At 71.7% G+C, this 26,523-nt stretch carries 23 protein-coding genes; 6 read left to right on the top strand and 17 right to left on the bottom strand.

Annotation, left to right across the window (positions count from 1 at the left end; translation table 11 throughout):
• Positions 1-4: 4 nt before the first annotated feature.
• From OG2516_RS14725 to OG2516_RS14700, 6 genes are read right to left on the bottom strand one after another with little or no spacing between them, the layout of a single operon-like run.
• Positions 5-781 (bottom strand): crotonase/enoyl-CoA hydratase family protein, encoded by a 777-nt coding sequence (locus OG2516_RS14725; protein ID WP_007256503.1) that lies wholly within the window; start codon positions 779-781, stop codon positions 5-7.
• The gene (locus OG2516_RS14720; protein ID WP_007256502.1) at positions 778-1,635 is read right to left on the bottom strand and encodes a hydroxymethylglutaryl-CoA lyase; all 858 of its coding nucleotides are present in this window, start codon (positions 1,633-1,635) and stop codon (positions 778-780) included. Before OG2516_RS14720 ends, OG2516_RS14725 begins: the two co-directional genes overlap by 4 nt.
• Positions 1,628-3,625 (bottom strand): acetyl-CoA carboxylase biotin carboxylase subunit, encoded by a 1,998-nt coding sequence (locus OG2516_RS14715; RefSeq protein ID WP_007256501.1) that lies wholly within the window; start codon positions 3,623-3,625, stop codon positions 1,628-1,630. Before OG2516_RS14715 ends, OG2516_RS14720 begins: the two co-directional genes overlap by 8 nt.
• 10 nt (positions 3,626-3,635) lie before the next feature.
• The gene (locus tag OG2516_RS14710; protein ID WP_007256500.1) at positions 3,636-5,243 is read right to left on the bottom strand and encodes a carboxyl transferase domain-containing protein; all 1,608 of its coding nucleotides are present in this window, start codon (positions 5,241-5,243) and stop codon (positions 3,636-3,638) included.
• On the bottom strand, positions 5,243-6,403 hold the full coding sequence (locus tag OG2516_RS14705; protein ID WP_007256499.1) for an acyl-CoA dehydrogenase family protein: 1,161 nt from the start codon (positions 6,401-6,403) through the stop codon (positions 5,243-5,245). The genes OG2516_RS14710 and OG2516_RS14705 overlap by 1 nt, the downstream gene beginning before the upstream one ends.
• Positions 6,404-6,414: 11 nt before the next feature.
• A complete protein-coding gene (locus tag OG2516_RS14700) occupies positions 6,415-9,963 on the bottom strand; it encodes an indolepyruvate ferredoxin oxidoreductase family protein (protein WP_083788612.1) in 3,549 nt (1,182 codons plus the stop codon).
• A 70-nt stretch (positions 9,964-10,033) separates the two neighbouring features.
• Between OG2516_RS14700 and OG2516_RS14695 the strand changes: the two genes are divergently transcribed.
• From OG2516_RS14695 to OG2516_RS14685, 3 genes are all read left to right on the top strand, one after another.
• Complete coding sequence (locus OG2516_RS14695; protein ID WP_007256497.1) at positions 10,034-10,492, top strand: Lrp/AsnC family transcriptional regulator; 459 nt, start codon at positions 10,034-10,036, stop codon at positions 10,490-10,492.
• A gap of 78 nt (positions 10,493-10,570) precedes the next feature.
• Positions 10,571-12,937 (top strand): 1-deoxy-D-xylulose-5-phosphate synthase N-terminal domain-containing protein, encoded by a 2,367-nt coding sequence (locus OG2516_RS14690; protein ID WP_007256496.1) that lies wholly within the window; start codon positions 10,571-10,573, stop codon positions 12,935-12,937.
• Positions 12,938-13,039: 102 nt separating this feature from the next.
• Positions 13,040-13,441 carry a PaaI family thioesterase gene (locus OG2516_RS14685; protein WP_007256495.1) on the top strand — a complete coding sequence of 134 codons (402 nt, stop codon included), beginning with the start codon at positions 13,040-13,042 and terminating at the stop codon, positions 13,439-13,441.
• A 48-nt stretch (positions 13,442-13,489) separates the two neighbouring features.
• Here OG2516_RS14685 and OG2516_RS14680 read toward each other — a convergent pair whose 3' ends face one another.
• Positions 13,490-14,212, bottom strand: coding sequence for a DUF4386 domain-containing protein (locus OG2516_RS14680; RefSeq protein WP_007256494.1), 723 nt, complete (start codon positions 14,210-14,212; stop codon positions 13,490-13,492).
• Positions 14,213-14,314: 102 nt separating this feature from the next.
• Between OG2516_RS14680 and OG2516_RS14675 the strand changes: the two genes are divergently transcribed.
• Complete coding sequence (locus tag OG2516_RS14675) at positions 14,315-15,202, top strand: LysR family transcriptional regulator (protein ID WP_007256493.1); 888 nt, start codon at positions 14,315-14,317, stop codon at positions 15,200-15,202.
• Here the strand turns inward: OG2516_RS14675 and OG2516_RS14670 are convergent, their stop codons facing one another.
• From OG2516_RS14670 to OG2516_RS14630, 9 genes are all read right to left on the bottom strand, one after another.
• Positions 15,203-15,985 (bottom strand): ion transporter, encoded by a 783-nt coding sequence (locus tag OG2516_RS14670; protein ID WP_007256492.1) that lies wholly within the window; start codon positions 15,983-15,985, stop codon positions 15,203-15,205. It abuts the gene before it with no gap.
• A gap of 82 nt (positions 15,986-16,067) precedes the next feature.
• Complete coding sequence (locus OG2516_RS14665; protein ID WP_007256491.1) at positions 16,068-17,006, bottom strand: acetamidase/formamidase family protein; 939 nt, start codon at positions 17,004-17,006, stop codon at positions 16,068-16,070.
• Positions 17,003-18,040, bottom strand: coding sequence for a branched-chain amino acid ABC transporter permease (locus tag OG2516_RS14660; protein ID WP_007256490.1), 1,038 nt, complete (start codon positions 18,038-18,040; stop codon positions 17,003-17,005). Before OG2516_RS14660 ends, OG2516_RS14665 begins: the two co-directional genes overlap by 4 nt.
• Positions 18,037-18,933 (bottom strand): branched-chain amino acid ABC transporter permease, encoded by an 897-nt coding sequence (locus OG2516_RS14655; RefSeq protein WP_007256489.1) that lies wholly within the window; start codon positions 18,931-18,933, stop codon positions 18,037-18,039. Before OG2516_RS14655 ends, OG2516_RS14660 begins: the two co-directional genes overlap by 4 nt.
• Positions 18,933-19,640 (bottom strand): ABC transporter ATP-binding protein, encoded by a 708-nt coding sequence (locus OG2516_RS14650; RefSeq protein WP_007256488.1) that lies wholly within the window; start codon positions 19,638-19,640, stop codon positions 18,933-18,935. The genes OG2516_RS14655 and OG2516_RS14650 overlap by 1 nt, the downstream gene beginning before the upstream one ends.
• A gap of 55 nt (positions 19,641-19,695) precedes the next feature.
• Complete coding sequence (locus OG2516_RS14645) at positions 19,696-20,865, bottom strand: ABC transporter substrate-binding protein (protein ID WP_007256487.1); 1,170 nt, start codon at positions 20,863-20,865, stop codon at positions 19,696-19,698.
• A gap of 17 nt (positions 20,866-20,882) precedes the next feature.
• The gene (locus tag OG2516_RS14640; RefSeq protein ID WP_007256486.1) at positions 20,883-21,593 is read right to left on the bottom strand and encodes an ABC transporter ATP-binding protein; all 711 of its coding nucleotides are present in this window, start codon (positions 21,591-21,593) and stop codon (positions 20,883-20,885) included.
• Positions 21,594-22,913 carry a glutamine synthetase family protein gene (locus OG2516_RS14635; protein WP_007256485.1) on the bottom strand — a complete coding sequence of 440 codons (1,320 nt, stop codon included), beginning with the start codon at positions 22,911-22,913 and terminating at the stop codon, positions 21,594-21,596.
• Positions 22,910-23,755, bottom strand: coding sequence for a MurR/RpiR family transcriptional regulator (locus tag OG2516_RS14630; RefSeq protein WP_040615898.1), 846 nt, complete (start codon positions 23,753-23,755; stop codon positions 22,910-22,912). Before OG2516_RS14630 ends, OG2516_RS14635 begins: the two co-directional genes overlap by 4 nt.
• Positions 23,756-23,922: 167 nt before the next feature.
• Here OG2516_RS14630 and OG2516_RS14625 point away from each other — a divergent pair, with 167 nt between their 5' ends.
• Both OG2516_RS14625 and OG2516_RS14620 read left to right on the top strand, forming a co-directional pair.
• On the top strand, positions 23,923-24,705 hold the full coding sequence (locus tag OG2516_RS14625; protein ID WP_007256483.1) for an N-formylglutamate amidohydrolase: 783 nt from the start codon (positions 23,923-23,925) through the stop codon (positions 24,703-24,705).
• 24 nt (positions 24,706-24,729) lie between these two features.
• On the top strand, positions 24,730-25,374 hold the full coding sequence (locus OG2516_RS14620; protein WP_007256482.1) for a cysteine hydrolase family protein: 645 nt from the start codon (positions 24,730-24,732) through the stop codon (positions 25,372-25,374).
• A 40-nt stretch (positions 25,375-25,414) separates the two neighbouring features.
• On the opposite strand, the gene OG2516_RS14615 is transcribed toward OG2516_RS14620, so the two are convergent.
• Complete coding sequence (locus OG2516_RS14615) at positions 25,415-26,467, bottom strand: NAD(P)-dependent alcohol dehydrogenase (RefSeq protein ID WP_007256481.1); 1,053 nt, start codon at positions 26,465-26,467, stop codon at positions 25,415-25,417.
• Positions 26,468-26,523 lie beyond the last annotated feature (56 nt).

Below are 26,523 nucleotides of genomic sequence, written 5' to 3'. Positions count from 1 at the left end.
CCGCCTACCCGGCCCAGGGCGGCGGCACCTTGTCGAAGAACGCCGCCGTCCCCGCCCGCGCCTCGTCGCCCTCCCAGGTGTCGGCGAGGCGGGCGACGCTGTCGTCGATGACGTCGGCGTCGATGCGCGGCCCGAGACTGCGGGCGAGCGCCTTGGCGGCGGCGACCGCGCCGGGCGCCGTGGCGAGGTAGGGCGCGACCTCGGCCTCTATCGCGGCGTCCATTCCTGCTTCGGGCACCGCGCGGGCGACGACGCCCAGCGCCACGGCCTCGGCCGCGTCGAACAGGCGCGCCGACATGAACACCCGCCGCGCGCGCCCCTCGCCCATCCGCGCGATCACGTAGGGCCCGATGGTCGCCGGGATCAGGCCCAGCCGCGTCTCGGTGAAGCCGAACCGAGTGCCCTCCTCGGCCACCGCCACGTCGCACACGCAGGCCAGCCCGACGCCACCGCCGAACGCCCCGCCATGCACCCGCCCGATCAGCGGCAGCGGCAGCGTGTTGAGCGCCTGCAGCATCTCCGCCAGCCGGCGCGCCTCGCGCATCCGCGTGGCGCGGTCGGCCGCCATCTGGGCGCGCATCCATCCCAGGTCGCCCCCGGCGCAGAACACCTTGCCCGCTCCCGCCAGCACCACGGCCCGCGCCGCGCCGGGCGCGGCGGCGAACTCGGTCAGCTCGCCGATCATCCGCGCCGACAGCACGTTGCGCTTCTCGGGCACGTTCAGCGTCACGTAGACGACGCCGCGCGCGTCGCGGCGGATGTCGAGTGTCTCGTAGCTCATGGTTCCGTCCTCAAACCCTTGGCGAACGCGGCGGCCTCCGCCAGCGCGGCGGCATCGACGCCGGTCTCCAGGCCGAGCTCCGCGAGCCGCGCGACGACCGCCTCCGTCGCCACGTTGCCCGCCGCGCCGGGCGCATAGGGGCAGCCGCCGAGCCCGCCCACGGCGGCATCGAAGCTGCGCAGGCCGAGCGCGACGCTGGCCTCGATGTTGTCGAGCGCCTGCCCGCCGGTGTCGTGGAAATGCCCCGCGAGGCGCTCGGCGGGCAGCGAGTCGAGCACCGCGCCGAGCATCCGCTCCACGCGCTCGGGCGTCGCTCGGCCAAGCGTGTCGCCGAGGCTGATCTCGCGGCACCCCATCCGCGCCAGCGCGACGGCCACGTCGGCGACGGCGGCGGGCTTGACGGGGCCGTCGTAGGGGCAGTCGGTCACGCAGGAGACGTAGCCCCGCACCGGCACCCCCGCCTCGGCCGCCGCCGCGCAGACCGGCCGGAAGCGCGCGAGGCTGTCGGCGACGGAGCAGTTGATGTTGGCCCGGCTGAAGCCCTCCGAGGCCGAGGCGAACACCGCCACCTCGTCCGCCCCCGCCGCCAGCGCCGCCTCCAGCCCGCGCAGGTTGGGCGTCAGCGCCGCGTAGGTGACGCCGGGCCGGCGGGCGATCCCCGCCAGCACCTCGGCGGCATCCGCCATCTGCGGCACCCAGCGCGGGCTGACGAAGCTCGTCACCTCGATCCGGGTCAGCCCCGTGGCCGACAGCAGGTCCACCAGCCGCACCTTGTCGGCCGTCGCGATCGCCGCCGCCTCGTTCTGCAGCCCGTCGCGCGGGCCGACCTCGAACAGCGAGACCCGCTCAGCCATCCTCCGCCTCCAGCGCCAGCAGCAGCGATCCGTCCGTCACCTGCTCGCCCTCGGCGGCGAGCAGTTCGGCCACGGTGCCGTCGCGCGGCGCGCTGAGCGTGTGCTCCATCTTCATCGCCTCGAGCACCAGCAGCGGCTCGCCCCGGCTCACCCGCGCGCCGGGCGTCGTCAGGATCGCCCGCACCAGCCCCGGCATCGGCGCCACGAGCGCGTCGCCCCCGGCCTGCTCCGCCGCCGCGCCCGCGAGCGGGTCGGGCAGCTCGTAGCTCCGGCTCAGCCCGTCGCGGAACACCGTGACCCGCCCCGCCCCCGCGACGACCTCGGCGCCGAACTGCCGCCCGTCCACCTCGACCCGGACCGCGCCGCCCTCGCCCGCCGCGAGCCCGAGCGTCACCGCCCCATCGCCCGCCTCGACGCGGTAGCGCCCCCCGCCGAGCAGCGCCACGCGCACGTCCCGCTCGCCGAGCCGCACCACCTGCTCCGCGACACCCCACTGCCGGAACCCGGCCAGCACGTCCCAAGGATCGCGCCCCTCCCTCGGCGCCAGCAGCTCCAACGCCCCCAGCGCCGCCAGCGCGACATCCTCCGGCGCCTCCGCCGGCTCCCCGGTCAGCGCCTCGAGGTCGCGCGCGATCAGTCCGGTATCGACCTCGCCGCGCGCAAAGCTTTCGTGCCGCGACAGCCGCGCGAGGAAGCCGAGGTTCGTCACCGACCCGGTGATCCGGCACCCCTCCAGCGCCCGCGTCAGCATCGCGAGCGCCGCGCCGCGCGTCGGGCCGTGCACGATCACCTTCGCGATCATCGGATCGTACCACGGGCTGATCTCGTCGCCCTGCCGCACCCCGCTGTCGATCCTGACCGCCCCCGCCCCCGGCGCGAAGGCGCGCGCCTCGGGAAACGCCAGGTGGTCGAGCCGCCCCGTCGCCGGCAGGAACCCCCGGCCCACGTCCTCCGCGTAGAGCCGCGCCTCGAACGCCCAGCCGTCGATGGCCAGCGCCTCCTGGCGCACCGGCAGCGGCTCGCCGGCGGCGACGCGCAACTGCAGCTCCACGAAGTCGAGCCCGGTGATCGCCTCCGAGACCGGGTGCTCGACCTGCAGCCGGGTGTTCATCTCCATGAACCAGAACCCGTCCTCGCGCAGCGGCCCCGAGCCGTCGACGATGAACTCCACCGTCCCCGCCCCCTCGTACCCGATCGCCTTCGCCGCCTCGACCGCCGCGCGCCCCATCGCCGCGCGCACCGCCTCTGGCATGTCCGGCGCGGGAGCCTCCTCGATCACCTTCTGGTGGCGGCGCTGCAGCGAGCAGTCGCGCTCGAACAGGTGGACGACGTTGCCGTGGGCATCGCCGAACACCTGGATCTCGATGTGGCGCGGCCGGGTGACGTACTTCTCGATCAGGCACGCCCCGTCGCCGAAGCTCGCCTGCGCCTCGCGCCGCGCCCCCTCGAGCGCGGCGGCGAACTCGGCCGGCCGCTCGACCAGCCGCATCCCCTTGCCGCCGCCCCCGGCGCGCGCCTTGATGAGCACCGGGTAGCCGATCCGCCCGGCCTCGGCGGCCAGCCGCTCCGGGTCCTGGTCCGCGCCGTGATAGCCCGGCACCACCGGCACCCCGGCCTCCTCCATCAGCGCCTTCGCCGCGTCCTTGAGCCCCATCGCCCGGATCGCGCCGGCGGGCGGCCCGATGAACACCAGCCCCGCCGCCTCGACAGCCTCCACGAAGCCCGCGTTCTCCGACAGGAAGCCATAGCCCGGATGGATCGCCTCCGCCCCGGTCGCGCGCGCCGCCGCGATGATCGCGTCGCCCCGCAGGTAGCTCTCCGCCGCCGGCGGCGGGCCGAGGCGCACCGCCTCGTCGGCCATCGCCACGTGCCGCGCGCCCGCGTCGGCGTCGGAATAGACCGCGACGGTGGCGATGCCGAGCCGGCGGGCGGTGGCGATGACGCGGCAGGCGATCTCGCCCCGGTTGGCGATCAGGATCTTGCGAAACATCGGCTCCCCCTCACATCCGGAACACGCCGAAGCGCGTGGCCTCGATCTCGGCGTTGAGCGCCGCCGACAGCGACAGGGCCAGCACCTCGCGGCTCTTCCGCGGATCGACGATGCCGTCGTCCCAGAGCCGGGCCGAGGCGTAGAGCGGGTGCGACTGGCGCTCGAACTGCGCGATCGTGGGCGCCTTGAACGCCGCCTCCTCCGCGTCCGACCAGCTGCCGCCGCCGCGCTCGATGGCGTCGCGCTTCACCGTCGCCAGCACCCCGGCCGCCTGCTCGCCGCCCATTACGGCGATGCGGCTGTTGGGCCAGCTCCACAGGAAGCGCGGCGCGTAGGCGCGCCCGCACATCCCGTAATTGCCCGCACCGAACGAGCCGCCCACCAGGAGCGTGATCTTGGGCACCCGCGTCGTCGCCACGGCGGTGACGAGCTTCGCGCCGTCCTTGGCGATGCCGCCCGCCTCGTAGGCGCGCCCGACCATGAAGCCGGTGATGTTCTGCAGGAAGACAAGCGGAATCCTGCGCTGCGAGCAGAGCTCCACGAAATGCGCCCCCTTCACGGCGCTCTCCGAGAACAGCACCCCGTTGTTGGCGACGATCCCCACGGGCATCCCCATCACGTGCGCGAAGCCGCAGACGAGGGTGGCGCCGTAGCGCGCCTTGAACTCGTCGAAGCGCGAGCCGTCGACGATCCGGGCGATGACCTCGCGGATGTCGTAGGGCGTCCTGAGGTCGGCCGGCACCACGCCGAGGATCTCGTCGGGGTCGTAGAGCGGCGGCTCGGGCGGCGCGAGGTCGAGCTGCGCGGGCTTGGTCAGGTTCAGCCCCGCCACCGCCTGTCGGGCGAGCGCGAGCGCGTGGGCGTCGTCGTCGGCGAGGTAGTCGGCCACGCCCGACAGCCGCGTGTGGACGTCGCCGCCGCCGAGGTCCTCGGCCGAGACGACCTCGCCCGTCGCGGCCTTCACCAGCGGCGGGCCGGCGAGAAAGATCGTCCCCTGCTCGCGCACGATGATCGTCACGTCCGACATCGCCGGCACGTACGCCCCGCCGGCGGTGCACGAGCCCATCACCACGGCGATCTGCGCGATCCCCTTGGCCGACATGTTGGCCTGGTTGAAGAAGATGCGCCCGAAATGGTCGCGGTCGGGGAAGACCTCGTCCTGGTTGGGCAGGTTCGCGCCGCCGCTGTCGACGAGGTAGACGCACGGCAGCCGGTTGGCCTCGGCGATCTCCTGGGCGCGCAGGTGTTTCTTGACCGACATCGGGTAGTAGGTGCCGCCCTTCACGGTGGCGTCGTTGCACACCACCATCACCTCGCGCCCCGCCACCCGGCCGATGCCGGCGATCAGCCCGGCGGCGGGGGCGGCCCCGTCGTAGAGCCCGTGGGCCGCGAACAGCCCCACCTCGAGGAACGGCGAACCCGGATCGAGCAGCCGCGCCACCCGCTCGCGCGGCAGGATCTTGCCGCGCCCGGTATGGCGCGCGCGCGCCCTGTCGCCGCCGCCGGCCTCGGCCAGCGCCGCCGCCTCGCGCACCGGCGCCATCGCGGCCTCGTGGGCGGCGCGGTTGGCGGCGAAGGCCTCGGAGCGCGGCGAGATCGCGGAGCCCAGCACCGCCATCAGGCCAGCCCCATCAGCTCGCGGCCGATCAGCATCCGCCGGATCTCCGAGGTGCCCGCGCCGATCTCCATCAGCTTGGCGTCGCGGAAGATGCGGCTCACCGGCGTCTCGTTCATGAAGCCCGCACCGCCCATCGCCTGCACCGCCTGGTGGGCGACCACCATCGCCTCCTCCGAGGCGTAGAGCACGCAGGCCGCCGCGTCCTGGCGCGTCACCTGCCCCCGGTCGCAGGCGCGGGCGACCTCGTAGACGTAGGCGCGCGCGGTGTTCAGCTTGGTGTAGAGGTCGGCGATCTTGCCCTGCATGAGCTGGAAGCTCCCGATCGGCTGGCCGAATTGCCTGCGCTCCCGGAGGTAGGGCATGATCTCGTCGAGGCACGCGGCCATGATCCCGGTGCCGATCCCCGACAGCACGACCCGCTCGTAGTCGAGCCCCGACATCAGCACCCGCACGCCCTTGCCCTCCGCGCCGAGCACGTTCTCCGCCGGCACCTCGACGTCCTCGAAGACCAGCTCGACGGTGTTGGAGCCGCGCATCCCGAGCTTGTCGAAGTGCGGCGACTGGCTGAAGCCGGCGAAGCCCTTCTCGACGAGGAACGCGGTGATCCCCCGGCTGCCCGCCTCCGGGTCGGTCTTGGCGTAGACGACGAGCGTCTCGGCCTCGCCGCCGTTGGTGATCCAGTACTTGTTGCCGTTGAGCACGTAGACGTCGCCGCGCTTCTCGGCGCGCAGCTTCATGCCCACCACGTCCGAGCCCGCGCCCGCCTCCGACATCGCCAGCGCGCCCACATGGGCGCCGCTGACCAGGTCGGGGAGGTACTTGCGCTTCTGCGCGTCGGTGCCGTTGAGGGCGATCTGATTGACGCAGAGGTTGGAATGCGCCCCGTAGCTCAGCGCCACCGACGCCGACGCCCGCGCGATCTCCTCGACGGCGACGGTGTGGGCGAGGTAGCCCATCCCCGCGCCGCCGAACTCTTCGGGCACGGTGATGCCGAGCAGGCCGAGCTCGCCCAGCTCGCCCCACAGCTCGGGCGGAAAGCGGTTGGCGCGGTCGATCTCGCCGGCCATCGGCCGCAGCCGCTCCTGCGCCCAGCGCTGCACCATCTCGCGCAGCGCGTTGACGTCCTCGCCGAGGTCGAAGCTCATCGATCCCTGGAACATTCCAATCCTCCTCAGGCCGCCGCCGACTGGCCGGCGGGGGTGTCTGTCAGGGCCTGCCGCAGCGCCTCGCGCCGCGCGGCCTGCTCCGCGAAGGCCGCCTCCTTGACCGGACCATAGCCCCGGATCTGCTGCGGCAGGGCAAGCAGATCGTGCACGGCCCGTGCATTCCCGGTGCACGCCCTGTGCTCGGCCAGATCGAGGTCGTCCTCGTAGAGCGCGATCAGGCGGCGCTCCATCTTCCGGTCGCGCCCGTAGCCGAACGGATCGGCCCAGCTGCCCCGCAGCCACCGCATCCGCGCCAGCATCCCGAACAGCGGCAGCACCCACGGCCCCACCTCGCGCTTCTTCGGCCGCCCCGAGGCGTCCTCCCCCGGCAGCATCGGCGGCGCGAGGTTGAAAGCAATACGAAAATCCCCCTCGAACGCCGCCCCCAGCCCCTCGCGGAACGACGGATCGGCATAGAGCCGGGCGACCTCGTACTCGTCCTTGTAGGCCAGCACCCGCGCATAGGAGATCGCCGCCGCCCGCAGCGCCTCGGGCGCGACGACGCCCGCCAGCCGCGCCAGCCGGTCCTCGTAGCGCCGCGCCAGTCGGGCGTTCTGGTAGGCGGTCAGGTGGCGGACCCGGTGGGCGATGATCTCCTCGGTGCTCATCTCCGGCAACGCCGCCCGCTTCGGCGTCTCCGGCCCGGCCGCGCGCGTCACGGCGTCGGGGTCGTGGGCGAGCATCCGGCCCCAGTCGAACGCGGCGAGGTTGGCGGCGACGGCGACGCCGTTCAGCTCCACCGCCTGCCGGATCGCCTCGCGCCCGATCGGCACCAGCCCCGCCTGCCAGGCATGGCCCAGCATCATCATGTTGGCCCCGATCTCGTCGCCGGTCAGCGCGGCGGCGAGCGCGGAGAAATCGTGGAAGTGCGCGCGGCTGCGCACGTTCTTCTCGACCAGCCGCTCGACGGCGGGCTCCCTGAAGTCGAAGTCGCGCAGGCGCACGAAATCGGAGACCGGCGTGATCTTGGTATTGAGCACCGCGTCGGTGCGGCCGGGATCGCAGAGCGACAGGCTCTCCTTCGAGGCCGCCACCACGCTGTCGGCCCCGAGCAGCAGGTCGGCCCCGCCGGCCGCGATGCGCGGCGCGGCGACGGGGCGGTCGGCGCGCGAGATGCGCACGTGCGACAGCACCGCCCCGCCCTTCTGCGCGAGGCCGGCCATGTCGAGGATCATCGGCACCTTGCCCTCCACGTGGGCCGCCATGCCGAGGATCGCGCCGATGGTCAGCACCCCCGTCCCGCCGACCCCCGCCAGCGCGAGGTTCCAGGCGCGCTCGATCGCGGGCAGCGCCGGCTCGGGCAGCGCGGAGGGGTCGGGGCCGCCCTGCGCGCGGCGCTTCCTCGGCGCGCCGCCCCGGACGGTGACGAAGGACGGGCAGAAGCCCTTCAGGCAGGAATAGTCCTTGTTGCACATGGACTGGTTGATGCGCCGCTTGCGGCCCATCTCGGTCTCTTCCGGCTCCACCGCGATGCAGTTGGACTGCACGCTGCAATCGCCGCAGCCCTCGCAGACGGCCGGGTTGATCCAGACCCGCATGTCCGGGTCTTCCATCTTGCCGCGCTTGCGGCGGCGGCGCTTCTCGGCGGCGCAGGTCTGCTCGAAGACGATCACCGTCACCCCCGGCACCTCGCGCAGCTCGAGCATCACGGCGTCGATGTCGTCGCGGTGGCGGATCTCGGTGCCGGGGGCGAGGTCGCGCGGCGCGTAGAGGTCGGGGCGGTCGGACATCAGCACGATCCGCGCGACGCCCTCGTTGTGCATCTGGTGGGTGATCTGCTGCGGCGTCAGCACCCCGTCGACGCTCTGCCCGCCCGTCATCGCGACGGCGTCGTTGTAGAGGATCTTGTAGGTGATGTTGGCCCCGGCGGCGACGGACTGGCGCACCGCCAGGTGGCCGGAATGGAAGTAGGTGCCGTCGCCGAGATTGACGAAGCGGTGCGTCTCGTCGGTGAACCGGCCGATCGCCGTCCACGGCACGCCCTCGCCGCCCATGTGGGTGAAGGTCTCGGTGCGCCGGTCCATCCACTGCGCCATGAAGTGGCAGCCGATCCCGGCCATCGCCTTGCTGCCTTCGGGCACCCGGGTGGAGGTGTTGTGCGGGCAGCCCGCGCAGTAATGCGGCAGCCGCGTCACCGGCGGGGCGAGGCTCTCGGCGCGAGCCTCGGCGGCGCGCAGCACCTCGGCGCGCGCGCGCAGCCGCTCGCCCAGCCCCTCGGGCAGGTCGAGCCGCAGGATCCGCTCGGCCAGCGCCGTCGCCACCCGCCCCACGGACAGGCCCTGCGAATGCGACAGGAACGGGCGGTCCTTCTCGTCGAACTTGCCGACGATGCGCGGGCGGACGTCGGCGCGCCAGTTGAACAGCTGCTGCTTGATCTGGTTCTCGATGATCTCGCGCCGCTCCTCGACGATCAGCACCTCCTCGAGCCCTTCCGAGAAGTGCCGAATGCCCTCCGGCTCGAGCGGCCAGGGCATCCGCACCTTGTAGAGGCGCAGCCCGATGGCGCGCTGCTCCTCCGGCCCGAGGCCGAGCTCGGCCATCGCCTGACGGACGTCCTCGAAGGCCTTGCCCGAGGCGACGATGCCGAAGCGCGCGTCGGGGTTGGCGATGGCGAGCTGGTCGATGCCGTTGGCGCGGGCGAAGGCGATGGCCGCGTAGCCCTTGATCTCCTGCAGCCGCGCGTCCTGCACCAGCGGCGGGTCGGGCCAGCGCAGGTTGAGCCCGCCCTCGGGCAGCTCGAAATCCTCGGGCAGCACGAACTGGCGCGCCTCCTGCGCGAGGTCGATGACGGAGGTCATCTCCACCGTCTCGGAGATCACCTTGAAGCCGACCCAGCAGCCCGAGTAGCGCGACATCGCCACCCCGAGCAGGCCCATCTCGAGGAACTCGTGGATCGACGACGGGTAGAGCATCGGCATCAGCGCCGACATGAAGGCGTGGTCGGACTGGTGCGGGATCGAGGAGGACTTGCAGGTGTGATCGTCGCCGGCGATGGCGAGCACCCCGCCGTGGGCGGCGCTGCCGGCGGCGTTGGCGTGCTTGAGCACGTCGCCCGAACGGTCGACGCCGGGGCCCTTGCCGTACCAGATCCCGAGCAGCCCGTCCTTCCGGGCGCCCTCCGACAGGTGCAGCTGCTGGCTGCCCCAGACGGCGGTGGCGGCGAGGTCCTCGTTGAGGCCCGGCTGGAAGACCACGTCGTGCTTCTCGAGGTGACGGCGCGCGGCCATGAGCTGCTGGTCATAGCCGCCGAGCGGCGAGCCGCGGTAGCCCGAGATGAAGGCGCCGGTATTGAGCCCCGCCGCGCGGTCGCGGCGCATCTGGGTCATCGGCAATCGCACCAGTGCCTGCGTCCCGGTGAGGAACACCCGGCCCTCGTGCGCCGTGTACTTGTCGTCGAGCGATATGGTCATGGCCTTCTCCCTCTCCGCAGGATGGCGCGGGGGCGCGGAAACAAGGTCACTCTTTTTGACCTTTCTGCGCCGCGACGCGACCGTCCTGTCTTGCAGATATAGCATGCGCCGGTACATTGTGCCCTCTCGCGGTGCCCCACGGGCACCCGTGTCACCCTCGCACGCGGAGACGGACTTGCAGCTCGACGAACCGGACCGGCGCATCCTGCGGGTCATCCAGGAGCGGCCCGGCCTCACCATGCGCGAGCTCGGCGCGGCGACGGGGCTGAGCCATTCGCCCTGCTGGCGGCGGCTCCAGCGGCTGCAGCAGGCCGGGATCGTCAGCGAGAAGCGCTACATCGTCGACCCGGAGGCGGCGGGCTTCGAGATCGTCGTCTTCTGCTTCCTGCGCATGGCCGAGCACCGCCGCGACCGCCTCGCCGCCTTCGAGGCGGCGGTGGAGCGGGTGCCGGAGGTGCTGCAATGCTATTCGCTCAGCGGCGAGCACGACTACCTGCTGCAGGTCGTCGCCCGCAGCGTGCGCGACTACGAGCAGACCGTGAAGAACGCCTTGCTCGAGCTGCCCGACGTGCAGTCGATCAACACCAGCTTCACCCTCAAGCGGATCAAGGACAGCCGCGTCATCCCCGTCTGAGCCGCCCGCCGCCGATTTTGAGGCAGCGCAGCGCGCGGGCGTGCATTAGGGTCGGCCGCGACGAGGAGGAGCACCTGCATGAGCGACGAGACGAGACACCTGAAGATCATCGAGCAGCGGCTGCTGTGGCTGTCGCACTGGATGATCCACCACGCCAACCACGTCCGCCCGAAGGTCGACGGCATCAAGACCGGCGGCCACCAGGCGTCGTCGGCGTCGATGGTGTCGATCATGACCGCGCTCTACTTCTCGGCGCTGCGCCCCGCCGACCGCGTCGCCGTCAAGCCGCACGCCGCGCCGGTGTTCCACGCGATGCAGTACCTGATGGGCCGCCAGAGCCGCGGGAAGATGGAGGCGTTTCGCGGCTATGGCGGGGTCCAGAGCTACCCGAGCCGCACCAAGGACAGCGACGACGTCGACTTCTCGACCGGCTCCGTCGGCCTCGGCGTCGGCATCACCGCGCTCGCCGCGCTGGTGCAGGACTTCATCACCGCCAAGGACTGGGGCCGCGACGTGGTGCCGGGGCGCATGGTGGCGCTGGTGGGCGACGCGGAGATGGACGAGGGCAACGTCTACGAGGTGCTGCAGGAGGGCTGGAAGAACGGCCTGCGCAACACCTGGTGGATCATCGACTACAACCGCCAGTCGCTCGACGGGATCGTCCGCGAGGGGCTGTTCGAGCGGATCGAGAAGATCTTCGACGCCTTCGGCTGGGACGTGGTGCGCATCAAACACGGGGCGCTGCAGCGCGCCGCCTTCGCCGAGCCGGGCGGCGCGCGCCTGCGCGCGTGGATCGATGCCTGCCCCAACGCCGAATATTCCGCCCTCACCTACCGGGGCGGCGCGGTCTGGCGGGCGCGGCTGATGGAGGAGCTGGGCGATCAGGGCGACGTGACGGCGCTGATCGAGCGGCGCAGCGACGCCGAGCTCGCGGCGCTGATGGAGAACCTCGGCGGCAACTGCGTCGAGACCATGGCCGAGACCTTCGCCGCCATCGACCACGACCGCCCGACCTGCTTCCTCGCCTACACGATCAAGGGCTGGGGCACGCCCATCGCGGGCCACAAGGACAACCACGGCGGGCTGATGACCAAGGCGCAGATGGCCGAGTGGCAGGCGCATATGGGCGTGCCCGAGGGCGCCGAGTGGGAGCCGCTCGCCGCCGTCGAGGACCGGCCCGCGCTGGAGGCGTTCCTCGCGACGGTGCCGTTCTTCGCCGAGGGGCCCCGCCGCCACGCCGACGCCGGCCTCGCGGTGCCCGGGATCGCCGCGCCGACGGAGCGCGAGATCTCGACGCAGGCGGCGTTTGGCAAGATCCTCGACGCGCTGGCCCGCGGCGACAGCCCGCTCGCGGCGCGGATCATGACGACCTCGCCCGACGTCACCGGCACCACCGGGCTCGGCGCGTGGGTCAACCGGCGCAAGCTGTTCGCCCGCGACGCCCTGCCCGACGCCTTCATCGAGCACCGCATCCCCTCCACCGCGAAGTGGAACTTCGCCCCCGAGGGCCAGCACCTCGAGCTCGGCATCGCCGAGATGAACCTGTTCCTGCTGCTCGGCGCCGCCGGCCTCGCCCACAGCCTCTGGGGCAAGCGGATCATCCCGATCGGTACGCTCTACGACCCTTTCGTCCACCGCGGGCTCGATGCGCTGAACTACGCCTGCTACCAGGACGCCCGCTTCCTCGTCGCCGGCACGCCCTCGGGGGTGACGCTGGCGCCGGAGGGCGGCGCGCACCAGTCGATCGGCACGCCGCTGACCGGGATGGCCCAGGATGGGCTGGCGAGCTTCGAGCCGGCCTTCGCCGACGAGCTGGCGGTGATCCTCGAGTGGGCCTTCGGCTACCTGCAGCGCGACGGCGAGGGCGACCCGGACGAGCGCACCTGGCTGCGCGACGAGACCGGCGGCTCGGTCTACCTGCGGCTGACGACGAAGCCGCTCGAGCAGCCCGGCCGGCGCGCCGACGACGCCTTCCGGCAGGGGGCCATCGACGGCGCCTACTGGCTGCGCCCGCCGGGGCCGAACTGCGCGGTGGTCATCGCCTACCAGGGCGCCGTCGCCGACGAGGCCATCGCCGCCGCCGGCATCGCGGGCGAGCACCGCAAGGACATCGGCGTGCTCGCCGTGACCTCCGCCGACCGGCTCAATGCCGGCTGGACCGCCGCCCAGCGCGCCCGCGCCCGCGGCATGGCCGGCGCGCGGAGCCACATCGAGCGGCTGCTCGGCGCGCTGCCGCCCGGCTGCAGCCTCGTTACCGTCCTCGACGGCCACCCGGCGACGCTCGGCTGGCTCGGCTCGGTCGCGGGCCACCGCACCATCGCGCACGGGGTCGAGCATTTCGGCCAGACCGGCACCATCGGCGACCTCTACCGCCATTTCGGCATCGACCGGGATACTCTAGTGGCGTCGGTGAGCCGCCTGACGGACGGGGTGCGGTTCGGGTGACGGGGGCCGGGCTGAAGCCCGGCCTACGGGCGGCGCGCGGCGGGTGACCTCCTCCGCGCCAAGCGCCATAAGGTGCGCGCCAGCTTCGAGGAACCGCCCGCCATGACCGACCAGACGCTTCTGCCGATCTTTCCCCGCGCGCTCGGGATCGTGCTCGAGGAGGTCACCCCGGACCTCGTCGTGGCCGCGCTCGAGACCGTCGCGGAGCACGGCAACCGCAACGGCGTCATGCATGGCGGCGCGATCATGGCCTTCACCGACACTCTCGGCGGCGTCGCGGCGGCGAAGAACCTCGCCGGGGGCGCGCGGACGACGACGCTCGAGAGCAAGACCAACTTCCTGCGCCCCGTCCCGCTCGGCTCCCGGATCACCGGCCGCTGCGTCCCGCTCCACAAGGGCCGCAAGACGAGCATCTGGCAGACCACCGTGCTGCGCGCCGACGGCAAGGTCGCGGCGATCACGACGCAGACCCAGATGACCCTGCCCCCGGGCGGCGACGACTGACACGCGGGCGCGCCGCCCGGGGGCGGCGCGCCTCGACGTGGCTTGGGATCAGGCCGGCAGGGCGCCGAAGCGGGCCGGGCGCGGGCCGCGCAGCAACAGCCACAGGGCGAAGCCGACCTCGGCGAGGCTCACGATGACCAGCAGCGCCACCTTCGCCCCCGCCAGCAGGGCCGCGTCGGGGAGGGCGAACATCTGCACGCTGTCGAGCAGGTAGCCGGTGCCGCCGACGACCAGCCCGACCCCGAGCAGGCGCGGATAGAGCCCCGAGCGCGCGACGAGCGTGCCGAGAAGCGCGAGGTGCAGGCAGAAGAAGAGCTGCCAGATCCACACCCCCGCGTCGTGAACGTGGCGCATCAGGCCCGCCAGTTCGAGGCGCTGCGCCTCGGAGAAGCTCGCCAGGGGCACCGTGCCGTCGGCCAGCGCCAGCGCGGCGGCGTGGAAGAACAGCATCGCCGCCATCACCGCGACCATCATCATCCGCGCGTAGGACGCGGCGAGCGAGAGGGTCTCGTTCACGTGGCGGAACATGAAGTAGAGCATGACCGACACCAGCACCTCGGCCACCATCACCACCACGTCGCCCCCCAGCCCGGCATGGAACAGCCCGCGCTGGCGGGCGATGTTGTCGAACGTGGCGGCGGGATCGCCCGCCACGTCGAGCGCGCCCGGCACGTAGAGGATCGCGAACGCGCCGGCGACGGCGATCACGAGGTAGAGCGCCCCCGTCAGGCGCGCGTAGGCGGCGGAGGTCGGATCGTTGAAACTGAGCATCACGGAAACTCCTTGAGGAAGAATGAACGGATGCCGCTGATCTAGCCCCATTCACCTCGCCGCAGAATTGACCGCTTTCATCGATCTGTTATGCGAATATGCATGGATTGGCGCAGCGTCACCTTCGACTGGAACCGGGCCCGCGCCTTCCTCGTGACCGCCGAGGAGGGCTCGCTCTCCGCCGCCGCCCGGGCGCTGAAGCTGACCCAGCCCACCCTCGGCCGGCAGGTCGAGGCGCTCGAGGCGGAGCTCGGCGTGGCGCTGTTCGAGCGCACCGGGCGCGGCCTGCGCCTGACGGCGGCGGGCCACGCGCTGCTCGACCATGCCCGGCTGATGGGCGACGGGGCGCGCGCGCTGTCGCTGGCGGCGTGGGGCCAGACCGAGGCGCTCGAGGGCGAGGTGGCGATCTCCGCCTCGGACGCCGACGCCAGCTACCTGCTGCCCCCGATCCTCGCCCGGCTGCACGCCGCCGAGCCGGGCATCCGCATCGAGGTGGTGGTCTCCAACGACCTCTCCGACCTGTCGCGGCGCGAGGCCGACATCGCGGTGCGCAACGTCCGCCCCACCGCGAGCGACCTGATCGCGCGCAAGCTGCGCGACGCCACCGCCCGGCTCTACGCCGCCCCCGCCTACCTCGAGCGGATCGGCCGGCCCGACCGGCCGGAGGGGTTCGCCGACGCCGACTTCATCGAGATCGACGGCCGGGGCAGTCTGCGGAGCCTGCTCGCCGCGCAGGGCTTTGCGCTCGGCGAGGCCAACTTTCCCTACCGCTGCCGCAATTTCGCGGTGATGTGGGAGATGGTGCGGCGCGGCATGGGGATCGGCATCCTCGACGACCGCATCGGCGACCCGGACCCCGCCGTCGAGCGCGCCGCCCCGTTCTTCGCGCCCGTCGCCTTCCCCGTCTGGCTCGTCACCCACCGCGACATCGCCCGCTCCCGCCGCCTTCGGGTGGTGTTCGACGCGCTGGTGGAGGGCCTGGGCGCCTGACTACTCGCGCGGCGTGCCGTCGCCCAGCCGCCGCTCGATCGCCTCCAGCCGCTTCAGCACCTGGATCCGGTAATCCTCCGTCGCCGCGCTTGATTCCTCGGCGTGGGCCTCCTGCATGGAGTTGACGATCAGGCCGACGATCAGGTTCACCACGGCGAAGGTCGTCACGAGGATGAACGGCACGAAGAACATCCAGGCGTAGGGATAGGTCTCCATCACCGGCCGCACGATCCCCATCGACCAGCTCTCCAGCGTCATGATCTGGAACAGCGAGTAGGCCGAGTGCGGGATGGTGCCGAACCAGTCCGGGAAGGCGTCGCCGAAGAGCTTCGTCGCCATGACCGAGGCGATGTAGAAGATCAGCGCCATCAGCAGGAACACCGACGCCATCCCCGGCAGCGCCGACACGAACCCCTCCACCACCCGGCGCAGGGTCGGCGCGGCCGAGATGATCCGCAGCAGCCGCAGCACGCGCAGCGCCCGCAGCACCGACAGCCCCTGCGTCACCGGCACGAGGGCGACGCCGACGATGGTGAAGTCGAACAGGTTCCAGCCCGAGCGGAAAAAGGCCCAGCCGCGCGCGAAGATCTTCAGGCCGATTTCGACTACGAAGATCGACAGGCAGAGCATGTCGAGGAAGACGATCAGCCCGCCGGCCGCCGCCATCGCCGCGTCGGACGTCTCCAGCCCGAGGATCACGGCGTTGAACAGGATCACGCCGGTGATGAAGTTTCGCGTCGCCGGCCGCTCGAGCGCCCCGGCGACCTGCCCCCGTATCGACATGCCCGAACTCCATTGCAGGACCGGCGGCCTCTATGCGGAGCCGCGGCGGGAGATTCAAGCGGGCGCGCGCCGGTGGGGGGCGCTACTGCAGCACGATCTTCGGGAAGTAGAAGCTGACGACCCAGTTCGGCTGGTCGACGATCTCCGATATCCGCAGATCGCCACAGACGCTCGAGAGCATGTAGGCCTCCACCGCCGACAGCCCGGTCTCGGCGGTGAGCCGGTCGATGGTGCCGCGCACGGCGTCGCGGGCGGCCTGCATCAGGTCGGTTCCGATGCCGGTGGTGACCCAGTAGCCCTTCGCGTCGAGGTGGCGAGTCACCGGCCCCGCAGTCTCGAACCGCGGGAAGGCGAAGTTGGCGTCCTTCACGAGGTCGACGGCGATCTCGACCTCGCAGGGGCTCTCGATGGCGGTGCCGCAGATTTCGCCGTCGCCCTGCGCGGCGTGGGTGTCGCCGAGCGACAGCAGCCCGCCCGCGACCTCGACGGGCAGGTAGAGCGTGGTGCCGACCGCGTTGTCGCGCACGTCGAGATTGCCGCCGACGCGGCGCGGCGGCACCACGCTGTGCAGCCCCGGCTCGGCGGGCGCGAGGCCGATGGTGCCGACGAACGGCTTCAGCGGCACCTGTCCGCCGGGACCGAAGGCGGCGGGTGCGCCGAGCGCGCGGTCGTAGGTCCAGATGTTGAGCGCGGCCTCGGGAAATTCGTCGGCGAGCAGGCCGAAGCCGGGGATGTTGGCGGTCCAGCCCCAGCCCGAGGGGTGGAAGGCCTTGAAGGTAATCGCCACCGCGTCGCCCGGCTCGGCTCCCTCGATGTGGATCGGCCCCGTGACCGGGTTCACCTTGCCGAAGTCGAGCGCCTTCAGATCGTCCAGCCCCGAGCTCGCGTCGAGCTGCCCGCCCGAGGCGTCGATGGTCTCCACCGCGATGGTCTCGCCGGGCCGCACCGTCAGCACCGGCGCGATGCTGCGGTCCCAGCCGGTGTGATGGTGGCGGGCGTGGATCGTGTGGTTGCAGCTCATGACGTGCCCTTTCGTGGAAGTACGAGATCCTCGATTTCGCGATTGCCCATCAGCCCGTGCGGCCGGAACGCCATGACCGCGACGATCACCACGCCCAGCAGCAGTCCCGACAGGCCCAGCATCTGCGGCAGCTTCACCCCCGCCAGCGTCGGGCCGGTCTCGAGCCAGCGCACCAGCTCCAGCCCGATGGTGATGAGCAGCGTGCCGAAGACGGCGCCCGAGACGCTGCGCAGGCCGCCCAGGATCAGCATCGCGACGGTGAGGAAGACGAAGTTGAAGTAGAACGGCCGCGCCGAGATGGTGCCGAGGAAGAAGGCGTAGGCGATGCCGGCGGCGGCGAAGAACAGGGTGCTGACCACCCACGCGACGAGGCGCGCGCGGTGCACGTCGACCCCCATCGCGCGCGCGCCGATCTCGTCGTCCGCCGCGGCGCGCAGCCTCAGGCCCACCGCGCTCTCGCGAAACAGCCGGGCGGCGAAGATCGCGACGATGGCGAGCACGGTGACGTGGGTCAGCCCGAAGATGCGGGGGATGCCGAACAGCGCCTGGTTGCCCTTGAAGATGTCGGTGCGGTGCAGGAAGATCGAGTGCACGATGACGAGGATCGCGATCGACACGATCGTCACCCCCACCCCCGTCAGGCGCGACATGAACAGCCCCGTCAGCAGCCCCAGCGTCCCGGTGATGCCGAGCGCCACGAGCGCCGAGGCGAGCGGCGACATCTCGAAGGCGTTCAGCCCCCACGGCGCATCGGGCAGCGACACCGCCTTCATTGCCACCGGCGTCACGCAGATGGCGGCGGCGTAGGCGGCGATGCCCATGAAGGCGGCGTGCGAGAAGACGGCGAAGTTGGCGTTGCCCATGAAGGTCTGCAGGCCGATCACCACGATCAGGTTGACGAAGGCCGCGTAGAGCACGCGGGCCTGCCAGCTCTCGCCCCAGAGCGCGTAGAGCCCGACGATCAGCAGGATCAGCAGCGACAGCAGGAGCGCCCCGATCAGGCCGCGCCGCTGGCTGGCGTTGAGCCGGGTCAAATCTTGTCCCCCTTCTCGCTCGCCGGCGACAGGATGCCGTCGGGCCGCCAGATCAGCACCAGCGCCACCATCGCGAACACCGCCGCGCGGGCGAGGCCGCCGTAGCTCTGCGGCAGCAGCACCAGCATCCCGACCTCGAGGAAGCCGAGCAGGAAGCCCCCAAGCACCGCGCCCGGCAGGCTGCCGAACCCGCCGACGACGCAGGCGACGAAGGCGGTCAGCACCGGATCGAAGCCCATGTGCGGCGCCGCGCTGCCGCGCCGTGCCATGATGAAGATGCAGGCCAGCCCCGCCAGCAGGCCCGAGATGGCGAAGGCGCCGGAGACGACGCGGTTGGCGCGCAGGCCGCACAGGCGCACCATCTCGAAATCGCGCGCCGCCGCGCGCATCGCGATGCCGAGGTTGCTTCGCGTCAGGAACAGTCCCAGTCCGGCGATGGCGAGGATCGTGGCGACCGTCTCGTAGATCTGCAGCGACGAGACCTGCACCGGCCCGAGCCAGAGCGTCCGGTCGAGGAAGATGAGCTGCGTCGCCGCGACGGGCCGGGGCGAGCCGAGCAGCAGGAACACGTTCTGCAGGATGATGCTGACCCCGAAGGCGGTGAGCAGGCCGGTGGTGATGTCGGCGTCGCGCACCGTGCGGAAGGCGACCTTCTCCAGCAGCACCGCCACCGCGACGCAGGCCAGCAGCACGAAGCCCATCAGGATCAGCGGGTTGCCCGTCAGGATCGTGCCGACCACGGCGAGGGAGTAGCCACCGAACGCGATGACCTCGCCGTGGGCGAAGTTCACCAGCCCCATGATCGAGAAGACGATGGCGAGGCCGAGTGCGATCAGCGCGTATTCCGCGCCGAAGCTCAGCGCGTTGAGGAATTGCTGGACGGCATAGTCCATCAGGCGTGCACCCCCGTCAGTTCGTCCATGAGCCCGCTGCCGTCGCCAAACTCCGCCGCCGCGCCCGCGCGCCGGATGACGCCGTTGGCCATGACGTAGACCCGGTCGGAGACCTCGACCGCCGCCGAGGCGTTCTGCTCGACGAGCAGGATCGTCATGCCGTCGCGGCGCAGCTCGGCGATCAGTTCGAAGACCTGCCGGATGATCAGCGGCGCGAGGCCGAGCGAGGGCTCGTCGAGCAGCAGGATGCGCGGCCGGGACAGCAGCGCCCGCGCGATGGCGAGCATCTGCTGCTCGCCGCCCGAGAGCGTGCCGGCGCTCTGGTCGCGGCGCTCGCCGAGGATGGGGAAGCGGGCGAACCAGTCGTCGATGTCGGCCGCCACGCCCTTGGCGTCGCGCCGGGTGGCGGCGCCCATCCGCAGGTTGTCATGCACCGACAGGTTGTTGAAGATGCGCCGCCCTTCCGGGCAGAGCGCGATGCCCTCGCGGAACCGGTCCTCGATGGCCATGCGGCCGAGGTCGCGGCCGTCGAGCCGGATCGCGCCCTCGTGCCGGACGCTGCCGACGATGGCGCCGAGCGTCGACGTCTTGCCCGCGCCGTTGGGCCCGAGCAGCGATACGCAGGTGCCCTGCCCGACCGCGAGGTCAATGCCGTGCACCGCCTCGATGGGCCCGTGAAAGACCTTCAGCCCAGCTACCTCGAGCATGTCGCCCCCCGTCCCGTGGCCGGCGCCGCCCCGAAGGGCGACGCCGTGGATGCACTCAGTTCCACGCGGGCACGTTCTCGGGCACCTCGAGGCTCAGCAGCACCCGCTCGCCGTTCTCGAACCCGATCACGGGGATCTCGCGCAGCGCGTAGCTGGTGGTCTCGGCGAAGGAGACGTCCTCCACCGACATCACCGGGATCGACTCGGCGCTGCGGATCGCCTCGCGGACCGCCGCCGGATCGGTCGAGCCGGCCGCCTCGACCCCGTGCGCCACGATCCTGACCATGTCCGCGCCGAGCGCGGGGAACAGGCCGTTCACCTCGTGGCCGATCTCGGCGCAGGCCTGCTGGAACTCGTCGATCCGGCTGCCCGGCTGCGACGGCGCGAGCGTGCCGAAGAACACCTTGTCGAGCAGCGCCGGATCCTCGTCGGCGAGCGCGTCGAGCGAGGGGTCGTCGAAGCCGTCGGAGCCGATGACCCAGGCGTCGAGGCCGGCGGCGCGCATCTGGCGGATCAGGATGCCGATCTCCGGCATCGCCCACGAGATGTAGACCGCGTCGGGCGCCGGATCGAGCGCGCGCAGCTCGGCGATCTGGGGCGAGAAATCGGACGTGCCCGCGCTGTAGTTCAGCGTCGTCTGCAGCGTACCGCCGTTCTCGGTGATGACCTCGGCGAACCACTCGGGCACCTTGGCCGACCACGAGCCGCCGTCGTCGGAGGTGAAGATCGCGACGTTCTGCACCCCCTGCTCGAGCGCGTGGTTCGCCGCCGCCGCCGCCGTGTAGGGATCGGGCGCGACGTTGGAGATGAAGTTGTCGACGATGCCCGCGTGCATCTCGACCTGCGTCGACTGTGCCTGAATGACGCTGATGCCGTTCTGGCCGACGATCTGCGCGAGCGGGATCATCGTGTCGGAGAAGGGGATCGTGCCGATGGACACGACGCCCTCGCCCATGAACCGCTCCGCCGAGGTGATCGCCGCCTGGGTGTCGGAGCCGCTGTCCTGGATGAGCAGCTCGATGGGCATGCCGTCGACGCCGCCCTCGGCGTTGATCATCTCGGCCATGCACTGCGCGCCCGCGACCTCGTTGTAGATCGCGTAGTCCCCGGTGAGCGGCACGGCGAGGCCGATCTTCACCGTCTCCTCCTGCGCCAGGGCCGGGGCGGCGAGCGCAATGGTGGCGGCGGTGCCCGCGAGGGCGGTCATCAGGTTCCTGTTGGTCATCGTCTCTCTCCTGTCAGTCAGTTTTGGCCGGTGCCGAGGTAGGCCCGGACGACCTCTTTGTTGGCAGTGACGTCACGCGGGAGCCCCGAGGCCAGCAGGCTGCCCATGTTCATGACCGTGATCGTGTCCGACGCCTGCAACACGAACTTCAGGTCGTGGTCGATGAGGATGATCGCGCAGGCATGGCGCGCGCGCAGCCACTCGAGGTTCTCGAAGAGCTCCTCCGTCTCCTCGGCGTTCATCCCCGCGGCCGGCTCGTCGAGCATCAGCACCCGCGGCCGCAGCGCGAGCGCGCGGATGATCTCGAGCCGGCGCATGTGGCCGTAGGACAGGCTGTCGGGCGTCTGCTCCATGACGCCGCGCAGCCCGAAGCGGTCGATCGCCTCCTCGACGAGGCTGCGGTCCGCCCCCGCGCCGACGTTGCTCTCGGCGACCTCGATGTTGCGGCGGACGCTGAGGTTGCGGAACAGGCGCAGGTTCTGGAAGGTCCGCGCGATCCCGGCCCGCGCCCGCTGCTCGGGCGGCATCCGGTGGATCTCGGTGTCGTCGAGCAGGATGCGGCCCGAGTTCGGCGTCAGGAAGCCGGAGATCAGGTTGATCATCGTGGTCTTGCCGGCCCCGTTCGGCCCGATCAGGCCGTGGATCTCCGAGGCCGCGACCTCGAACGACATGTCCGCCACGGCCGCGACGCCGCCGAAGGTCTTGGTGACGTTGCGGATGCTCAGCATTCAGTAGACATCCCTGTAGCGGGCGCACTTTTCCGCATCGTCCAGCCCGTCGAGCATCGACAGCTCCGCCCGCTTGTGGTCGGCATAGACCTGCACGAAGTCGGGGCCGAACCACCGCCGCACCGCCTCCGAGCCCTCCATCCGCGCCAGCGCCTCCGGCAGGCTTTGGGGCAAGCGGGCGAAGCCACGGGCGGCGAGGGTCTCGGGGGCGAGTTCGGACAGGTCCTCCTGCGTGACGTCCGGCGGTTCGATCCTGCCGCGCAGCCCCTCCACCCCGGCGAACACGAGCGCGGCCAGCACGAGGTGCGGGCTGGCCGCGGCGTCGATGGCGCGGACCTCGAAATTGTACTGCCGGGCCACGCTCGCCTCGTCCTGCGAGGTGACGGGGCAGATGCGTACCGACGCCTCGCGGTCGCGGTAGCCGAGGTTGTTGTAGGCGGCGCTCCAGCGGTGCGGGGTCAGCCGCAGGTAGCTGATGTCGGAGGGAGCCAGCAGCGCGAGGATCTGGTCGAGATGGGCGAGGATGCCGCCGATGAAGTGGCGGGTCGCCTCGCTCATCCCGTGGGGCGCCTCGGCGTCGTAGGTGGCGGGCCGGCCATCGGCGTCGAGGAAGCTCATGTGGAGGTGGACGCCGTTGCCGACGCTCTCGGGGTCGATGATCGGCGCGAAGGTCGCGGCGAGGCCGGCGCGGCCGGTGACCTCGTGGACGAGCATCTTGGTCAGCGCCGAGACGTCGGCGATCCGCACGCCCTGCGCCGGCTCCGCCGTCACCTCGAACTGCGAGGGGCCGTATTCCTTCATGAACGTGTCCGGCCCGAGCCGCGCCGCCTTCATCGCGCCGAGCAGCTGCTGCGCCCAGCCCTGCGCGTCGCGAAAGCCCCGGTAGCCGAAGCTGTCGCCGGTGCGCGGCGGCACGTCGGGCAGCTGGAATTCGTGCTCGAAGGCGCCGACGAGCGACAGCCCGGCCTCCTGCTCGAGCGCCGCCAGCGCGCGCTTGGCGAGCGAGCGGGTGCAATAGTCCCACGGCTTCCCCTCGAGGCTGCGGATGTCGCCGAGCGCGAGGTCGATGGCCGGCCGTCCGTCGGCCGCCGGCAGCGCGATGCGGGACTCGGCGTCGGGCACGAGCACGAGGTCGCCGAGCGCGCCGAAGGGGCTGTCGGCGATGTTGTCGAAGCAGGTGATCTGCACGTTCGTCGGCGTCCAGCCCACGCCCCGGCGCGCGCGCCTGTCCCACGCCGAGACCGGGAACGCCTTGCCGCGCAGCAGGCCGGACAGGTCGGTCGTGGCGACGAACACCAGCGGCTCTTCGGGGTGGCTCATTCGGGGGTCTCCGTCTCGGTGTCTCGCAGCGCGTCCCACGCCTCGATCCGCGTGCGCGTCTCGCTCCAGTTGCGCTCCGCCAGCGGCACCAGCAGCGCCTCCACCAGCGCGAAGGCGGCGACGTAGCTGTCCCAGAGCGTGCCCGACAGGGTCGGGACCGGGATCAGCTCGGTGGCGCCGCGCGCAGCGGGGCTGATCCACTGGTCGGTGATGACGATGGTCTGCGCCCGGCGCTCGCGCACCTTCGCCGCGAGGCGCTCGAGGCTCGCCTGGTAGCGGCGGAAGTCGATGACGAGCACCACGTCGCGCGGGCGCAGCCGCAGCAGGTACTCGGGCCAGGTCTCGGGATCGGACGGGAAGTGCACCACGTCGGCGCGGATCTGGCGCAGGTGGCCGACGAAGAAGCGCGCGATGCTGTCCGTCATCCGCCCACCGATCATGTAGATGCGCCGGCGCGGGTCGGACAGCAGCTCGACGACGCGGTCGAACTGCGCCGCGGGCACCTGCTCGGCCAGCTCGGCGAGGAGCGCCGACGCCCGCGCCAGCTGCGCGGCGAAGGGCTCGGGCGGCGCGCCGCCCTGCGCCTCCTTCAGCTCGATCGGCGACGTCCGCCCCTCGCGCAGCTCGCGCACCAGCGACTGCTGGAATTCCTGGAAGCCCCGGTAGCCGAGCTTGGAGACGAACCGCGAGATCGACGGCGCGGAGACCCCCGCGCGCTGCGACAATTCCTGGATCGGCTCGAGTCCGGCGAAGGGGTAGTCGGCGAGGATGACGGCCGACAATTGCCGCTCGGCCGGCGTCAGCAGATCTGAGGCAGACTGGATCTGGGTTCTCAGACTCACCGCTTCGCTGCCCTCTCCTGCCGGCCGCCATTGCTGACCCGCCGAGAGTGGCGGCGCAAAAATGATGTGTCAACATCGCTCTCCGCGTTGACTTTGACAAAGTTGTTTCAGACAGTCCGCCCGGTCCCGCGCCCGAGGTGGCGCCGCACGACGAGGAGCCCGACCGGATGAGCGAGGAAGCAGGCACGACGCCAGGGCGCACGCTGCTCGATCCGCGGCGCGATCCGGCGCCGGTCGAGATCGTGGAGCCGACGCGGCGCGACGACATCCTGCTGGTGTGCGAACATGCCGGGCGCGCCGTGCCCGCCGCGCTCGCCGGCCTGGGCCTGCCGGAGGCGGCGTTCGAGCGGCACATCGCCAGCGACATCGGGGCCGAGGAGGTGGCGCGGGCGATGGCGCGGGAGCTCGGCTGCGGGCTGGTCGTGCAGCGCTACAGCCGGCTCGTCATCGACTGCAACCGCCCGCCCCACACGCCGCAATCGGTGCCGGAAGTCAGCGACGGCACGCCCGTGCCGGGCAACACCGGCCTCTCCCACGCCCAGGTCGAGGCGCGCGTCGCCGAGATCTTCGCCCCCTATGCCGCCGCCTGCACGGAGCGTGCGGGGCGGCCCGGGATGCGGGCGGCCTACTCCATCCACAGCTTCGAGCCGGTGCTCGCCGGCCGGCCGCGGCCCTGGCACGCGGGCTTCCTCTACGCCTCCGAGCAGAGCGGCGGCGCGGCGCTGGCGGAGCGGATGCGCCGCGCGCGGCTTGACCTGACGATCGGCGACAACGAGCCCTACCAGATCGAGGACGCGACCGATTGGTTCATCCCCGCCTGCGCCGAGCCGCACGGGCTGCGCAACAGCCTGATCGAGATCCGCAACGACCTGCTGAGCACCCCCGACGCCTGTCGCGCCTGGGCGGCGGACCTCGTCGCCCTGCTGCGCGACGCGGTGCCGGCGCCCTGAACCCCGCCCCCGGAGACCTGCCCCATGCACACCCGTGACGTTCCCCTCGATCCCGCCGCGTCGGCCCTGCTCTTCATCGACGTGCAGAACTTCAGCGCGCACCGCGAGGGCGGCGAATGGGCCGACCTCGCGCCGGAGGCGTTCGAGGAGAAGGTGGGCTGGTTCTTCGAGCGCTTCGAGCGCGAGACGCTGCCCAACATGCAGCGGCTGCAGGCCGGCTGCCGCGATGCCGGGGTCGAGGTGCTCTACACGACCATCGAGAGCCTGACCCGCGACGGCCGCGACCGTTCGCTTGACTACAAGATCACCGGCTTCAACGTGCCCAGGGGCTCGTGGGACGGCAAGGTGCTCGACGCCATCGCGCCGGGCGAGGACGAGATCGTGTTTCCGAAGTCGTCCTCCTCGGTCTTCATCTCGACCCACATCGATTACGTCCTGCGCAATCTCGGCGTGCGGCAACTGGTGATCTCGGGGCTCGTGACCGACCAGTGCGTCGAGAGCGCGATCCGCGACGCCTGCGACCTCGGCTACCTCGTCACCCAGGTGACCGACGCCTGCCAGACCTACAGCCAGGCGCGCCACGACGCGTCGGTCGCCGCGATCCGCGGCTATTGCCGGCAGGTGACCACGGCGCAGCTCCTGGAGGAGCTCGCCACCCTCCGGGGCTAGCGCGCGAGCGCCGCGGGTGGCGCGGTTGCCGCGCCGGCGCCTATTGCGGCAGTTCGATCTGCATCTTCACGTCGGAGGGCGGGGCGGAGGCGGCGATCTCGAAGGCCTCAACGCTCTCGTCGAAGCCGAAGGTGCGGGTGATGAGAGGTTTGACGTCGATGGCGCCGGAGCCGAGCATCGCGACGCAGCGCGGGAAGGCGTGGGCGTAGCGGAAGATGTTCTCCACCCGCGCCTCGCGCACCATCGCGGCACCGGCGTCGTAGCTGATCGGCTCGGGCTGGCCGCCGATCATCACAACGCAGCCGCCGGGCGCGAGCGGCGCGAAGACGCCGGCGGCCGCGCCGGGCGAGCCGGTCGCCTCGAAGACCACGTCCGCGCCCCAGCCGTCGGTGTCGGCGTGGACCCGCGAGACGAGCGCGTCGCCTTCCGCCCGCACCGGCACGATCGCGGGCGACAGCGCGGCGGCGATCTCGAGCTTGGGCTCGGCGATGTCGGTGACGTAGACCCGCGCGCAGCCCGCGGCGAGCGCCGACAGCGCCGTCACCAGCCCGATCGGCCCCGCCCCGAGCACGACGCCGACGTCGCCGGGCTTCACCCGCGCCTTGGTCGCGGCGTGCACGCCGACCGCGAGCGGCTCGACCATCGCCGCCTCGGCGAAGCTGACGGTGTCGGGCAGCCTGAAGGTGAAGGCCTCGGGGTGGACGCAGGTCGGGCGCAGGATGCCGTGAACCGGCGGCGTTGCCCAGAAGCGCACCGCCGGGTCGACGTTGTACATGCCGAGTCGCGTCGCCCTGCTGTTGGGATCGGGAATGCCGGGCTCCATGCAGACCCGGTCACCGACGGCGAGCGTCGCGACCTCGTCGCCGACCTCGATCACCGTGCCCGACGCCTCGTGGCCGAGGATCATCGGCGCCTCGACGACGAACGGGCCGATGCGACCGTGGGTATAGTAGTGCACGTCGGAGCCGCAGATGCCGACCGTGTGCAGCTTGATGCGCACGTCGCGCGGGCCGAGGGTCTGCTCCGCGTGGTCGATGGCGGGGAAATCGCGCAGGGACAGTTCGTCCTTCTGCTCCAGTACCAGGGCCTTCATGGGATCAGCCTTTCGAGATGGTGAGAGAGGGCGGCGATTATGGCGCCAGAGTTGGC

The organism is Oceanicola granulosus HTCC2516 (assembly GCF_000153305.1).
In the GTDB taxonomy this organism is placed as follows: Bacteria; Pseudomonadota; Alphaproteobacteria; order Rhodobacterales; family Rhodobacteraceae; genus Oceanicola; species Oceanicola granulosus.
The sequence above is the reverse complement of the archived record's forward strand: the minus strand, read 5'-3'. Positions and strand labels throughout refer to the sequence as shown.